13 protein-coding genes are annotated in these 15278 nt (G+C 42.1%); 6 read left to right on the forward strand and 7 right to left on the reverse strand.

Annotation, left to right across the window (positions count from 1 at the left end; translation table 11 throughout):
* Positions 1 to 147: 147 nt before the first annotated feature.
* The 3 genes from IQ259_RS12305 to IQ259_RS12315 all read right to left on the reverse strand — a co-directional run bounded on the left by IQ259_RS12305 (position 148) and on the right by IQ259_RS12315 (position 1666).
* Positions 148 to 348, reverse strand: coding sequence for a hypothetical protein (locus IQ259_RS12305; RefSeq protein ID WP_193885065.1), 201 nt, complete (start codon positions 346 to 348; stop codon positions 148 to 150).
* Between the two features lie 190 nt (positions 349 to 538).
* Positions 539 to 1213, reverse strand: coding sequence for a response regulator transcription factor (locus tag IQ259_RS12310; RefSeq protein WP_193885035.1), 675 nt, complete (start codon positions 1211 to 1213; stop codon positions 539 to 541).
* 165 nt (positions 1214 to 1378) lie between these two features.
* Positions 1379 to 1666 (reverse strand): Mo-dependent nitrogenase C-terminal domain-containing protein, encoded by a 288-nt coding sequence (locus tag IQ259_RS12315; RefSeq protein ID WP_193885037.1) that lies wholly within the window; start codon positions 1664 to 1666, stop codon positions 1379 to 1381.
* A gap of 209 nt (positions 1667 to 1875) precedes the next feature.
* Between IQ259_RS12315 and IQ259_RS12320 the strand changes: the two genes are divergently transcribed.
* Entirely contained in the window at positions 1876 to 2496 is a 621-nt protein-coding gene (locus IQ259_RS12320; RefSeq protein WP_193885066.1) for a class I SAM-dependent methyltransferase, read from the forward strand.
* Positions 2497 to 2536: 40 nt separating this feature from the next.
* Here IQ259_RS12320 and IQ259_RS12325 read toward each other — a convergent pair whose 3' ends face one another.
* A complete protein-coding gene (locus tag IQ259_RS12325; protein WP_193885039.1) occupies positions 2537 to 4108 on the reverse strand; it encodes a metallophosphoesterase in 1572 nt (523 codons plus the stop codon).
* A gap of 48 nt (positions 4109 to 4156) precedes the next feature.
* The gene (locus tag IQ259_RS12330; protein ID WP_193885041.1) at positions 4157 to 4744 is read right to left on the reverse strand and encodes a hypothetical protein; all 588 of its coding nucleotides are present in this window, start codon (positions 4742 to 4744) and stop codon (positions 4157 to 4159) included.
* Positions 4745 to 5107: 363 nt separating this feature from the next.
* Between IQ259_RS12330 and IQ259_RS12335 the strand changes: the two genes are divergently transcribed.
* The 3 genes from IQ259_RS12335 (at position 5108) to IQ259_RS12345 (ending at position 11184) form a co-directional block, all read left to right on the forward strand.
* Positions 5108 to 5875, forward strand: a complete 768-nt coding sequence (locus IQ259_RS12335) for a hypothetical protein (RefSeq protein ID WP_228014499.1) — start codon at positions 5108 to 5110, stop codon at positions 5873 to 5875.
* A gap of 638 nt (positions 5876 to 6513) precedes the next feature.
* The gene (locus IQ259_RS12340) at positions 6514 to 7482 is read left to right on the forward strand and encodes a DUF928 domain-containing protein (RefSeq protein WP_193885046.1); all 969 of its coding nucleotides are present in this window, start codon (positions 6514 to 6516) and stop codon (positions 7480 to 7482) included.
* Positions 7483 to 7851: 369 nt separating this feature from the next.
* Positions 7852 to 11184, forward strand: coding sequence for an FHA domain-containing protein (locus IQ259_RS12345; protein ID WP_193885048.1), 3333 nt, complete (start codon positions 7852 to 7854; stop codon positions 11182 to 11184).
* A gap of 40 nt (positions 11185 to 11224) precedes the next feature.
* On the opposite strand, the gene IQ259_RS12350 is transcribed toward IQ259_RS12345, so the two are convergent.
* Positions 11225 to 11494, reverse strand: a complete 270-nt coding sequence (locus tag IQ259_RS12350; protein WP_193885050.1) for a hypothetical protein — start codon at positions 11492 to 11494, stop codon at positions 11225 to 11227.
* A 207-nt stretch (positions 11495 to 11701) separates the two neighbouring features.
* On the opposite strand from IQ259_RS12350, the gene IQ259_RS12355 reads away from it, so the two are divergent.
* On the forward strand, positions 11702 to 13471 hold the full coding sequence (locus IQ259_RS12355; protein ID WP_193885052.1) for an FAD-binding oxidoreductase: 1770 nt from the start codon (positions 11702 to 11704) through the stop codon (positions 13469 to 13471).
* An 18-nt stretch (positions 13472 to 13489) separates the two neighbouring features.
* Here the strand turns inward: IQ259_RS12355 and IQ259_RS12360 are convergent, their stop codons facing one another.
* Positions 13490 to 14476, reverse strand: coding sequence for a pentapeptide repeat-containing protein (locus tag IQ259_RS12360; protein WP_193885054.1), 987 nt, complete (start codon positions 14474 to 14476; stop codon positions 13490 to 13492).
* 91 nt (positions 14477 to 14567) lie between these two features.
* Between IQ259_RS12360 and IQ259_RS12365 the strand changes: the two genes are divergently transcribed.
* The gene (locus IQ259_RS12365) at positions 14568 to 15134 is read left to right on the forward strand and encodes a superoxide dismutase family protein (RefSeq protein ID WP_193885056.1); all 567 of its coding nucleotides are present in this window, start codon (positions 14568 to 14570) and stop codon (positions 15132 to 15134) included.
* Positions 15135 to 15278 lie beyond the last annotated feature (144 nt).

Consider the following 15278-nt stretch of genomic DNA (forward strand, 5'->3'; position numbering starts at 1 on the left):
TCCGTTGCTTGCTATTGCTTCAAAAGGTTGATTTTGGTGATTGGATACTTAAAAAAGCAAAAAAGCAGGTTTGACGAGTGCGCTATTGGCGTTAACCCAACAATACCTGCTTTTATTTTATTTGACTTTTAGTTAAAATTCCTATACCTACAGACCTTGCCGAGAAATTAACTTTTCAAAGTTGGCTTGGGTTTGATGCAAGAGTTGCTGCCGACTGTCTTCCACAGTATGCTTCAGGGTTGGAATCAGATTGCGAGCTTGTAGAGTCATGTGCATCTGTAAATGGGCAACGTATTCGCTAAAATCTTCGTTTTGTACAGCTTTGCCCTTTAGTAAATGTGATTCCATTGCCACTGTGTTCTCCTTATAGTGCCGTTGCTTCACATCATCAAAACTTATCATGTTGCTTGGATTACCTTGTTATTTTGCAATGAAGTTTAACGGTTGTTTGCAATGAGGTTAGAGGCTAGAGGTGACAGGTAACAGAGGACAGGTTGAGATCGCGTGTCAGGGTGTCACTTCATGCTTCACAATTCATTCACTCCCGCAGGACATAGCCGACACCCCGCACAGTTTGAATTAGGCGTTTTTCGTGATTGATTTCGAGTTTTAGGCGCAGGTAGCGGACATAAACTTCGATAATGTTGGAATCGCCCATGAAGTCGTAACCCCAAACTTCTTCTAAAATGCGATCGCGTGTAATTACCTGTCGTGGATGGGAAAGTAAATAATCGAGTAAATCAAATTCTTTGGCAGTTAATTCAATTAATCTCTCGCCTCGATAGACTTCTCTAGTGCGGCGATTTAAGCTGAGGTCTTCAAATTCTAATATGTCTGCCGCGTCTGCTTCCTGATTGCGGCGTAGATGGGCGCGGACTCTGGCTAATAGTTCTTCGACGCTAAAAGGTTTAACTACATAGTCATCAGCACCAGCATCCAACCCGGCAACGCGATCGCTAACTTCATCTTTAGCAGTTAATAATATTACTGGTACTTTATCACCAGTACTCCGTAGGCGGCGGCAAATTTCTAAACCTGATAACCCAGGTAGCATCCAATCTAAAATAACTAAATCTGGATGTAACTCCCGTGCAGCCGTAAGCGCAGTTAATCCATCGTAGGCGACACTGACTTGATAACCTTCGTAATTCAGTTCCAATTCGATAAATCGCGCCAGTTTGACCTCATCTTCTACTAGTAAGATGTGCGTCATATTGATGATGTTAATGATTTCAGCAAGGTAAAGCAGTAATTGACACAGACTCAGAACTCGTTAGATACATATCTAATTAATTCTAAAATAGCTTAGTATAGATTGAAGCAGATAACAAGCATAAGTCTGTAATTACCGATAGCTGCTGTCAGAGACTTCCAAAGTTTAGCAATAAACATTTACATCTTCATCACATTCATCAGCAAGATAACACAGCGCTCGAAAACGCAGACTTACTAATTGCTCGTAAAGAGGATTGAGTTTACACATCGCTGGTATGTGAAACAGTTTATGACCAAACAAAGTCACATCTCGTTCAAAAGGACATTGAGATGGTATAACTCTACACAAAAAATGAGCTAATTGGATGTTATGAATTTCTCTGCTTTCCAACCACTCACGAACTGGGTGTAAGAGGTCTTTGTGTAAATGAACTAGAGTTATGGATGCCATAGTTTTTCACCTAAATAATTTTGGGTTTGCTTTTCTGACTTGATGCAGCGATCGCTCGTGGCTGCTACAGTCATAGATAATATTTTCTCTGTAGGAACATATTTAAATACAAATTCTAGTTTCTAGATTTCGGAATCATTCCTTTGGTTTCCACACTTACCGTACTGCACGCTAGGCTAGATATCGCCGCTGTGCAAGTGGGAACACAAATGACTGATAACTTTTTCGCTAACAAAAAGCGCCTCTTTAACAACTGGGCATCAAGCTACGATTGGATTTTTCCTTCCGTATTTTATCGAGCTATCCATCAACGGTTATTAGAGTACGTTGATTTACCAGAGCGAGTCAACGTACTAGATTTAGGTTGTGGTACTGGACGTTTGCTAGAACGCCTAGCAACGAAATTTCCTCATCTGCGTGGTACAGGTTTAGATTTATCGCCAAATATGTTGCGTGTGGCTAGATTGAGTAACCATCACCATCCACGTTTAATTTATATTGAGGGCAAAGCAGAGTCTCTACCCTTTGGCGAAGCTCAGTTTGATGCTGTTTTCAGCACTATCAGCTTTTTACATTATTTAGAACCTCAACAAGTGCTGAGTGAAGTAGCGCGGGTGCTTACTCCTGGGGGATGCTTTTATCTAGTCGATTTTACCTTTAATAAAGAGACAGAATCTGAAAAACTACCAATTTCTCCACTGGGTATCAGGTTTTACAGCCCCAAACAACGGGAAATGTTAGGTTCCTCATCTGGTCTTTTGTGTGTAAGTCATCATTATTTATTAGGGCCTGTCTTGCTCACAATTTTTACTAAACCAACCTTGCTTTAACAGCATCTTCGGCTTTTAATTGGATAGTCAAACTCCCCATTCACAACATAAATGGTTCTAACTCTTGTTTATACCACTTTTGTTCTACCCGTTCTGCTACTAAAGGTCTGACAATAAATTTAGGCGGACGACCATCCAAGACATCAACTCGTACACAAGAATAAGGTAAGCGTGTTTGATAACCGTAACCGTGCCTGCCGATGTATAGCAGAGAATCTGCAACATTGCGAGTCGGACTGTCGGGAAGTTCGGTGAAAGTCTCCATCAATTCCGTTCCTTCTTGGCGCTGACGGCGAGGACGGCGGCCACTGCCACCAGAGATAATACAAGGGATATGAGAATCAGCATATCCTGTATCTACTGTGCGGAGATATTCTAAACAGTGGGCGTGGCCGTTGAAAATTAAATCAATGATGGGACGGTTTTGTGTCAGAGAACCAAGATTTTCCTTTACCTGTTGCAATACCCAACGTAGGCGATGACGCACCGCCAAAGTTTGTGCTTGACTCCACTTTGTTGCTTCGGTGACGTAGGGGGGATGGTGAAAAAAGAGGATTCGTCCGCGGACTTCTGAAGTATGCCAAGATTCAATTAATCTGTCGCGTAACCATTCTAGTTGTTCAAAATCAATTGTTAGCGATTGGTGGGATGCCAATTGTTTCTCAATGTCGATTTTGACTTCGTTAATTTGGTCTAATTTGGCACTGAGATCATCAAGTTGTTCCGCATCAGCAGGGTTGTCAAGATTTAGGCGATCGCTTATTGCCAAAATTTGTTCTTCTTCTTTGTCTATCTCCTGGCGGCGCTTTTGCAATTCTTGACGGTAAATTTCTCCGGCTTGGGTTGTCGGTAAAGGCGATGGCGTATTAAAAGTATTGGAATCTAGAGCGAAAAAATCTATACCACCATACCGAAAAGTGTAATAGCGATTGGGTATACGGGTAAATTCTCCTGGTACGTAACGCAAACAACGGCCTGCATCAGTTTTCCCGGTGTAATGTTGATCTAAATGACGATGTAACTCTTCTGGGGAACTCATCCCTACGAGATAATCCAGAAAGGCTTTTGCATAGGCATCTCCTTGATTAGAACCATGCCAGCCAATTTCAAAGTCCTTATAACGCAGCATCCGCCGTAGCCGCAATGTACTACCTGTTAACCAGCGATAGGCAAAAGGCACATCGTAATAATCATGATTGCCAAGAACGGGTAGAAACGGTAAGTTAAAAATCATGCGATCGTAAGTAATATTCTTGGGGTTCTCGCCACCCACTAAAAACTCACGGTAAGGTTCAATAAAATTTGTTGGGTAATACTCTTGGGAACCCACTACATAAATAACATCACCAGTATGCAGCACAAATCGGCAATCATCCTTGTGAGCCAGCATTAATTCAGCTACTTCTCTCTGGGGATGATGTCCGTAATGAGATTTTGTACCACTATCACCAATAACCAAAAATGAAAATTCTGGAGTTTCATCCCTACCATCATCGATGACCATGCTGGTTTGATCGATGCTTCGCTGCATAATATCGGGATGTCTCCACCGTACCCGTTCCTTCATTTTTTGAATTTTCACAGGAATTGGTGGTTCAGAAATCAATCTCATACTCTCACAATGCCTTCCTACCGCATCCCAATTGTAGCGAGTTTAGTATTACTCACCACTATCAAATTTATGGTTAGTAAGCATTACCTTAATTGTCATCTTTCCCGTAGATTCAAACTGAATCTTCTCTACATACAAAATTTCATCAGGTTCTTGGGGAGGAATAGGATTTTCTTTTGTTTCATTCACAATTTTTGTTATGTCTACACTAGCTTGTCCTTTTTTGGCATCAAGTAATACAAACGCATCTAATGGAATACCTGACAAGGTTATTTTTGAGCCTCGCATGACTGGAGGTGGTGGTGAGCATTTCTGCTCTTTACAGAAATTTGTAATATATGGTCTAAAAGTTATTTGCTGAATCTGGTTAATTGGCAGTGAACGAGAATCGCTATTACGAGAAATCTCTATTGTTTGTTTTCTTGAATCAAATACTGTTAGTGTTCCCGTATAAGAAATTCTATTTTTTAGAACTACATCCACATACTGAAACAAGACTAAATTAATTATATTTTTAGTTGCTACGGTTGAAGTTTGAGCTATTTCAATAATAGGTGTTAATGCCTTAGCATTTTCTAGTGTTCCTGCTAAAGCAATTAGTAATACCAAGCTTAGTGCAGTAGTTCCAATCTTCATATTTGCAAATAAACCTCGATCAATATTGTGTAATTATTACTAGGAAGCTGAAAATCATCCTTGCTTAGATCCCCGACTTCTTAAAGAAGTCGGGGATCTTTGTGTTCATGAATACTTTAGGATTGCTATATTCTTTAAACGTGCAAGTTCTGATTCCCTTACCAAAGATTGTAGTTTAAATAAATGAAACCGTTTGTAATTTGAACAAACAACTTATTTATAATTTTTTTGTTCATATATAACAGAATTAACCCGAAATTTTTGTAAATTTGTTAATACTAAAGCTCAGGGCATTTATTACTAGCCATGTCCTCAAATCCTAAAAATTCAGGCAGCACTAATTTTCTTGGTAGTTTTATTAGTATGCTCAGTGTGTTTGGCATTTTTCTTTACTTTCTTGGTTGGATATATCGCTGGGCTTACTTTGGATTTTTTCAATTACAAATAACTTCTTTAACATTCCCAATAGAATCATTTTTTATAGTACCTATTCAGGCAATTTTGGGCGATTTTTGGATATTTATACGAGCTAGTTTAGTTTTATTAATTACTATTGCATTAATTCAATTTACTATCTGGTTAATTAGTTGTGTCAGAGCAAAATTTGTACGAAAATTACACAAAAAAACACGCAATTTTTTCCTGTTGAAATTCTTGCGTTCTTTTGTAAAATTTTTATCTCTGCCTTTATCTCATGAAATTATTGCTGTTGCGTGGATTTTAGCTGCATTATTTTGGTTGGGGCGCTGGCAAGGTGAAGCTGATGCTTACCGTGATGCAGTTAACATAACTTCTACAAGACCGATCGCTACCTTAGTTAGCCCTAACGATAAAATGGCTTTGGGGCGTAACCTAGATGATTTATTGATTAATCCGCCTTTGAAAGGTTTCCGCATTATCGGAGATGTAGAGCAGTTTAGGCAGATTTTCGGACGAGAAGTAAACGATACAACAAATCTCAAAGAACCACTACTTTGGCGTTTACTGATAGAAAATGACAGCTGGGTTTACCTTTTCCCAGGAATGCCACGAGAGGCAAAACTAAATCAACGCCCTCCGGTGTTGGCAGTTAACAAGAGTGATGGTCAAATTCAGTTGCTGATTCTCAGCCACCCTAAAATTTTACCTTAAATCTTCGCAGCGCTATTTCTCTACAGAAGTAAGTAGTCGAACACAATTAAATTCATGGGTGGAGATAGGGGACAGGTTACAGTCAATAATTTTGTCAAGGAAATAAACCCAACTGTTTAACTTAAATTTTTGTTAAGTTAACTATCTTACTTATTTGTTACTAATCTTGAGAATAAAAATATATACAAGCAAGTGGCAACTGGATTATAGTAGCGTTACGGAAGAATCAACCACCACAGATGGATAAGTAACACTGAGTAACTTAAAAACTGTAGTTTATTGATGAGATAGTTTATTAGAGGCAGGGGGCAGAGGGAAAGGTAAAAACCTTGCCCCTTGTGGGCAAAAGCCCCCTTGCTCCTTTTCTCCCTTGGTTGTTCGCGTAGCGTCCCGTAGGGAAGCCCCACCCCTTGTGGGTGGTTTTTCTCCCCTGCTCCCTGCTCCCTGCTCCCCTGCTTTTTTCACTTATAGGCTTTTGCAGCAGAGGGACACTGAATTAACTTACCCAAGCAACCCCAGCATTTCACGGATCACACTGGTATTGTAAAAAAACAAGATAAAATTTTGCATACATCTGCGAAATTTAACTTATCTATGTTGTATGAACATACAGTAAAGCCCAAGTGAAGGGATTGACTATGAAACTGTTTTTCCTAACAAGATGTGTGTGTGTAACCTTAATACTTGGTTCTCTCTTACCTGTTAGCTCGAATCAAGTAGTAGCAGCGCCTTCCTACTTAGCTCAATCTCAGTCTAACTACAACCAGTACATGCAGTTGGGTTATGGTGCAACCCGTCAGCGGAATTATTCAGCCGCTTTGAAATATTTTAAACAAGCACTTCAGGAAAGACCGCGCGATCGCTATGCTACCGCAGCTGTGAGAAATATCGAACTTTATATATCGCGCGATCGCCGCAATGGTAGTGAACGTAAAACCTACGTAACCTACATCCCCAGCAACTTGGGTAAACCCATGCGGCAGATACAAGGGGCAACTCGTGGGCCGGCAAATCGTCCCAGCGAAACTGGTGCTGCTTGTATTCAAGGTAATAAAAGTTTAAAAGCGCTTATACCAGCCTTTGATTTGCCAAGAACAACAAGAACAACTGCGGCTAATCCAACATTTTTCTTCTATGTACCGCAAACATCTGCACCAGTCATGGAATTGGTTTTGTCAGATGAGCAAGACAATATAGTGTACGAAGTTACCTTGCCAACACCAAATAAAGCTGGTATTGTCAGCCTGAACATGCCAGTAAAACCAACTGTGCCAAGTTTAAAAGTTGACAAAACTTATAAATGGTACTTTTCTCTAATTTGCGATCGCCGCGAGCGGCAGCTAGACTTTGTAGTTTTTGGCTCAATTGAACGGATCGCCCCTGATGCAACACTCAAGACGGCGTTAGAGAAAGTAAAACCGGAAGAAAAGGCTGCAATTTACGCATTGTCTGGGTTTTGGCAAGATTCTTTAGCGATTCTGAGTGAATTGCGTAAATCTAGCCCTAACGATATGACGATTAAAAATGATTGGGAAGATTTATTACGCTCTGGAGGATTAGAAGAAATCACTCAAGAACCTCTCGTTCCTTGCTGCACAATACAGTAAATCAATCCTGGTAAATCTGGGATCAGTATTTATGCTAATAAACTTTACCGTAGCGACAAGATGAATAAGAAAGACTTTTAATTTACTTCATGAAAAACTTTATAACATTATACGTACGTGTAATGGGAGTAATAATAGTAAACTAAATTCATCTCCACCAAACCAAATGTAATCCATTTGCATGATCCACAAGCAATCAAATATCAAGTTGCTTGTGCAGCTAGATTTCCTCGTATCTCAGACAAGCTTTTCACCAGTTAGTACACAAAACAGGAGTGGCTGAGAGCTTTTCTATGAACTTTTACTGAGTCCAGAGAATTTTATCCACTATTACTTAGTACATCTCTAACGTTATAGCAACTGCAAACAATGATTAGTCAAGTTTCAGAAAAAAAGATGCACGTCGTCAGGTGGCTACTTGCTATCGGCTGGCTGACATTAATTTTTTCTTTATTTTACGATCCGCTTTCGGTTTGGTTAACTGACCCAAGCAATATTGCTAGTCCCTTTCATCTCCATCCTGAGAAGTATCTCGACCCGATTGCTTGTGTAAAAGTTCAGAACGTATGTTTACCAGAACAAGCCTATCCGATGGGAGCGCGAATTTTTTGGGCAATGGTACTGCCCATCGGGATCATGGTTCTGGTGCTGTTTGGGCATGAATTTTGGCGGCGGATTTGTCCATTGTATTTCTTCTCCCAAATTCCTCGCGCCCTAGGGATTCAACGCAAGCGCAAAGTCGTTAACCCAGAGACAGGTAGCACTCGGTATGAATTGGCCGGGGTGGAAAAGGAATCTTGGTTAGGTCGCAATTACCTATACATGCAAATGTTCCTGTTCTACCTGGGATTGAACATCCGGATTCTGTTTGTGAACAGCGATCGCACCGCAATGGCGATATTTTTGCTATCCACTATTGCCGCTTCTATCGGTGTGGGCTATCTATTCAAAGGTAGAAGCTGGTGTCAATACTTCTGCCCAATGGCTCCAGTGCAAATGGTGTACACAGGGCCAAGAGGGTTATTAGGTAGTGATGCTCACCTCAAACCACCCCAAAGTATAACTCAATCGATGTGTCGGACAGTAGACACCAGTGACAAAGAAAAGAGTGCTTGCGTTAGCTGTCAATCCCCTTGCATCGATATTGACTCAGAGCGCTCCTACTGGGAAGGAATTACCAGACCAGACCAGAAAGTAGTGTTCTACACATATTTTGGGTTGATGTTTGGGTTCTACTTCTACTACTTCTTATACGCCGGCAACTGGGACTACTACTACTCAGGAGCCTGGACTCATGAAGAAGGACAGTTAAGCACATTATTCAACCCTGGTTTCTACATCTTTGGCCAAGCCATTGCCATTCCCAAAATCATCGCCTCGCCCATTACCTTGGCTGTGTGTGCCGGTCTGAGCTACTTTATTTGTCAAACCCTAGAAAACGCCTATCGAGCCTTCCTCAAGCGGAGAAACAAAGTTGCCAGCGAAGAAGACATTCTACACGTTTGCTTTGTCTTGTGTACATTTGTCTCCTTCAACGTCTTCTTCATGTTTGGCGGTCGCCCCAACATCAGCTTGTTTCCCTTCTGGGGGATTTTAGTCATCAACGGCGTTGTCGTTTTAGTCAGCAGCATGTGGCTATACAGAAGTATAGGACGCAGCAAAGAAAATTACTCTCGTGAAAGCTTGGCTAGTAGTTTGCGTCGTCAGTTGAACAAACTAGCCGTTGATTGGAGCAAATTTCTCGACGGGCGATCGCTCCAAGACCTGCTCCCCAACGAAGTGTATGTTCTAGCTAAAGTCCTACCTGGTTTTAGCCGAGCCGACAGACTGCGCGTATATAAAGGTGTATTGCAAGAATCCTTACAAGAAGGTAACGTTCAATCTGCCGACAGCTTAGAAGTTCTCAAAGATGTCCGCAAAGAATTGAACGTCAGCGATGAAGAGCATTACTCCGTCCTTGCAGAACTAGGTGTTGAAGACCCTAATCTATTAGATCCCCAGAGGCAACTCAGCCGCGAAAACCAACTACGAATTGATGGTTATCGCCGCGCCTTAGAGTTAGTCATCCAAGAACTAGTGGAAACAGGTACTCCTTTATCAGATGCCTTTGAACGCAAGCAAAAACAAATCATGTCCTTGCGTCAAGAGTATGCCATCACATCTGACGAACAAGAACAAGTCTTGGCAGAAATGTTTAACCAAGACGGCGCACTACTACGAACGGCTGAGACCCTACTATCTCAACTGCAAGATTTAGCTGTGCGCTATCAAGCACTACAAAACTTAGTCTCCAACCCCCACGAGCCAGTTTATGTTTTACTGCGACAAGCAGTTCAAGAAAAGCAAAAACTGGTTGTCACCCAGTTACTCAGCATCCTGGAAATTTTAGGAGATACCCCAGAAGCGCTCGATATTGCCCGTTCCATAGGCATATTAGCAGCAACCATTCTGGGGGATATTCTACGGTCTAATGAGCAGCAGTCGAGATGGATGTCTCGTCTGAGTATGAGAGTCATCGCTTCCTTACGCCAAGCAAAAGACCTAGCAACTCAGGCAGTTGTAGCCACAGAATTAAATCTTGGAGTTGCGGATACTCGCATTGATGCTCCAATGACCAATTCCACTAGCAATGCTTTACAAACAAGCAACTCCTCTTGGAGTTCGATAGTAGCGCCCACCCAAATACCAGAACCAGCATTACGTTCTGAGGTGATTATTGATGTCTTAATGCAACTATTGCAAGATATCGATCCCTTGGTACAAGCAGCCAGTTTGTATGCGCTACATCAGATCAATCCAGGTCTTGGCTTCCAGCAAGCTCGTCAGTTATTGGATACAAAATCCATTAAAGACCTGCTCGTTCACGAAACAGCCGAACGCATTATTGGTCAAGGACAGCAGCAAAATACAGCCACAGTACCAACCATGATTGCTCAAATCAAAATCATGGGTCGTGTGGAACGACGAGTATTTCAACAGGCAACAATTCGCGTGGGACGTGAAGTTGGTAACGACATCATGATTTCCGATAACCGCGTTTCTCGCCAGCACGCTATCTTCTACCTAGATGAAAAAGGTGTGAGCATCAAGGATTTGGGTAGCAGTAATGGTATACGTATTGGCAAAACACAAATCCTTGACCAGCAAACCCAACTCAAACAGGGTGATGTTGTCCGATTCAGCGGTGGCGACGACTTAGTGATTCTGGTGCAGTGGGAAATGCAAGCGCAGCAAGGAGATGCGATCGCTCAAGCTTTAGGAACCCTAGAAAAACTATTATGGCTGTATAAGAGCAGCTTTTTCTCAGGTTTGAAGGCAAATGTGTTAATTGATTTAGCGAAAAATAGCCATGTACGGGTTTACCGTCCAGAAGAGGAAATTTGCCGCATGGGTACACTAGCCCAAGACCTGATAGTGTTAATCGATGGTGAAGCCAGAGTCAGTCAAAGCATGGCTAATCAAGATATTTCAGGAATTATCTTACCTGGACAAACTATTGGTGAATTAGAAGTATTAAACCACACCAATTACGCAGCAACTGTACTAGCTTCTGGTAGCAGGACTAAGACATTAAGAATCAAGGCCGAGAATTTTGAGGCAGTTTTGGCACAAGACCCCTTACTAGCCAGAAATATCTTGGAACTTTTGAGTAATCGCCTGCAAGCAAATATGGGACAAGCTTATTCAGTGACTCAGATTTAGTATTTTAACTGGGATGGCATTGCTATCCCAGTTAAAAGCATCAGTGTTGAATAGCACTAAATAAGTTAAGTGCAAACTCTGAATAAGATTGGCTTGTGCCGTTCCCCTCAGTGTTATTCTTCGTCAAAAAGAAGAGTGTTGTCGGTTGGGTGTCGGGTGTCGGGGAAATTAGTGGCGGGTTCAAGCCTCCACTGTCTTGAAAGGTTTGCTCAAGTCGAGCCAGCGCGTTGCGGAGGGAACCTCCGTTGTAGCGACTGGCGTGGGAAACCCGCCCACGCAACTTTTCGCTAATTAAAGACCACCAAATCAAAGATTTGGTGGGGGCTTGAACCCTATTGGCTCGCCTTGTGGGTTGTACAAAAAGAGTTCTACACCCCACACCCTACACCCTAGTTTTGGTCACTCCTCATTACCTCTGTTGAGTTTAGGGTGATGATTACAACATAAAATGTAAACAATTTCAGTCTCATTCCTGACAGTAGAAACACAGCGAAATTGACATATTTAGGTAATTAATATGCTTAAACTCAGAATCATTGACCCACAGCAGCCAAACGAACTCAAAGAAATAGACCTCGACTTAGACGCCATGCTCAATCATGAGTGTCTCATCGGCCGCTATCCAAACTGTAATGTGGTTTTAGATAGTGCCGAAATCAGTCGAATGCATGGCAAAATTTCTCTGAAAAACGGTAATTTTTATTACACCGATTTGGCTAGTCGGGCTGGTTCGCGGTTAAATGCTGAACAGATTCAAATCAATCATGATTATTCCCTGAAAATGGGAGATATGATTCAGCTTGGTCGGTTTTTCTTGATGGTTGTAGGAATTGCATCAAGCAATGAAGCAACTATGATAGACCTGGATATTAACGTTAATACCAACGTTATTTCTGCAACCAACGGTCAGGCACTACAGCCACCAGTACAACAAGAAGTGGCGATCGCCCCAGCACCACCACAACAACCTCCAGCACCACTGACAACTCCTGCCGTTGCGACCAAAGATCCTCAAGAGTATATGCCAGTAGCGACGGCAGACCCAAGTCAAATCCAACGTTGGATGAAGGGTGATTTAACCGTCAAATGCAGCCAGGTGATTGATGAAACCCATGATGTCAAAACCTTTCGCTTTGTGACAGACCCACCAATGCTCTTCACCTACAAACCCGGTCAGTTTATCACCCTTGACCTAGAAATCAACGGTGAACAGGTGCTGCGCTCCTACTCCATCTCATCCACTCCCTCCCGTCCCCATACCCTAGAAATTACCGTTAAACGTGTCCCCGCACCCTCTAACTCTGACTCAAATGTGCCACCTGGGTTAGTTTCTAATTGGTTACACGATAACGTAAAGGTCGGCAGCACAATTAAGCTTAGTGGGCCATTGGGTAAATTTACCTGCTTTGCTAATCCCTCCCAAAAACTGTTACTGATCTCTGCTGGTAGTGGGATCACACCGATGATGTCTATGTCCCGCTGGTTGTATGACACCGCCTCTAACGTTGATATCGTCTTTTTCCACTGCGCCCGTAGTCCTAGAGATATAATTTACCGACAGGAACTAGACTGGATGGCAGCGAATCATCCCAGCTTTAATTTGGCAGTTAGCATCACTCGTCGTGAACCAGGTCAAAGTTGGATGAGTTTCACTGGCAGACTCGATCCAGCAATGTTAAAACTGATTGCACCAGACTATCGAGAACGCACAGTTTATGTGTGTGGGCCGAACCCATTTATGGAATCGGTCAATGACTTGCTCGAAAGCATCGACTTCCCGATGCAAAACTACTACGAGGAAAGCTTTGGCCCACCTCGGAAAAAAGCTAAAAAAGCCGAAGCGCCTGCTGCTACACCGAAGGTAGAAGTTGCAGCTAGTAGTTCAGGTAATTTAGGCTTACGCGGGATGCTGGGCAACATGTCCACAGAAACAGCGCCAGTTCAGGATGTAGTGGCTCGTACTGCTACAACCCCAACAGCTACACCAACTCCAGTCTCTTCAGCCCCCGCATCTTCTAGCCAAACACTGCTAGTCTTTTCCAAATCCAGCAAAGAAGTATCTTGTGATGGTGAAGAAAGCATCCTTGATGTGGCTGATCAAGAAGGGGTAAAAATTCGCAGTAGTTGCCGTTCTGGGGTTTGTGGAACTTGCAAAAAACGTAAGTTAGAAGGAGATGTCAAGATGGAAGGCTACGATCCAGAAGCCCTAGAAGAAAGTGAAATTAAAGAAGGCTATATCTTAACTTGTGTTGCTTATCCTGTAGGAAGAGTCGTAGTTGATGCTTAATTACACAATTCAGCATCTTTAAAAATCTTCAGTGATTTGGGACTGCTGGGTATCGAACGAGTTGTCGTTATCACCAGGGTTTTCTGGCTGAATGGGTTCAACTTCTGGGCTAAATGAACTGATCCCTAGCTGCATCCGCAAAGCCTCGTCATATCTGGCATGTTCCCAATTCCTCGCTAGTTTAACTTGCTCTGGATTCAAGTTTTGGGCATCTCTGAGATCCGTATTTTGTAAATCTGCACCTTGAAAGTTAGCTTTTTCAAGATTAGTCGGACTGAGGTCAGCACCTTGAAGATTGGCATATTTGAGATTAGCACCTTGAAGATTGGCATAACTGAGGTCAGCTTCTTGAAGATTGGCATAACTTAAATCAGCACCTTGAAGATTAGCACTCCAAAGGTAAGCTGACTGAAAATTGGCATGACTCAAGTAAGCATTTTGAAAATTTGTATAGCTGAGATTAGTACTTTGTCCTTGGAAATTGGCATTTCTTAAATTTGCTCCTTCAAGGTTGGCATATCTCAAGTCAGCTTGCTGAAGATTAGCATTGCGTAAATCAATGTCCTGCAAACAAGCATTTTTCAGATTAGTACCTTGGAGATTAGCATCTCTCAAATCGGCTCCTTTTAATTTAATGCCAGCTAAATAGGCTTTATCGGCTGTGAGTCCGGCCAAGCTGACACCATCGTTATTCAAGTCTTGTAATGCTTGAAGTCTACCTCCACTGGCTCGTTGTCCGTAAGAGGAGTTAATTACACGCCAGGCTTCATAATGTTCTTGTTTTTTTCGGGAAGGCGTTTCTCGGAAATAAAGAATTACCGCAGCCAAAATACTTATGTCTTGAAGAGTGCCGATAAACTCAGAACTAACTAATGATCCTACAAGACTTTTAAATGGAGGTTTATCCTCAAGAAACCGAATTACTACTATTGAAAACACAAAGATCAGAGCGAAAATAATCCACTCTTGAAAGTCTTGTATCCATTTACCTAAACGTTCCCTCATTTTTGCTCACTTTTGTAGTTAATTGGCTTGTGCAATCTGCAATTATATTGAATAACAAAATTAGTGTTGATTGAGTTTCGAGAATTGAATTATGAAATTTATCTCTTACATCGTTGCTGCATGTCTACTACTACTAACAGCTTGCAGTTCTCCGGCTCAAGGTTCTAGTCCACAATTAAAAGCTCAAGCTCAAATTAATGGCCCTGGTATTGAGGGTACTGTCAAAGCAATACAAACCGAAAAAGGTTTTGTTTGGTTAGCTGTGGAACTAAAGGGTGATCCGAAAATCTTGACACCGGGACTTCATGGTGTTCATATCCATGAAAAAGGTGCTTGTCAAGAAGGTACAGAAAGACCTTTTAGTTCTGCTGGTGGACATTTCGACCCTGGCCCCTCTGGTTCATCAACTCCTGTGGAAAAGAACCATCCTTATCATCTAGGTGAGTTACCAAATATTAAAATTAATCCCATAGGTCAAGGTCGTTTAGAAGTATTTGTTAGCAGTGTGACACTTTCGGAAGGCCCAGTAAGTCTATTTGATGCCGATGGTAGTGCCATTATTATCCATAAACTCATGGATCAAAGAAAGGCTGGAGGTACAGCAGATGAAGCTGGTGGTGGCCGTCTAGCTTGCGGTGCGATCGCATTGGTGAAATAGTAGTAAACCTGAGTAGGGAAAGTGAAAAAAGCAGGGGAGCAGGGGAGAAAAACCACCCACAAGGGGTGGGGCTTCAACCAAGGGAGAAAAGGAGCAAGGGGCTTTTGCCCACAAGGGGCAAGGTTTTTACCTTTCCCCCTGCCC

The sequence above is a fragment of the Fortiea sp. LEGE XX443 genome, assembly GCF_015206815.1.
In the GTDB taxonomy this organism is placed as follows: Bacteria; Cyanobacteriota; Cyanobacteriia; order Cyanobacteriales; family Nostocaceae; genus Nostoc_B.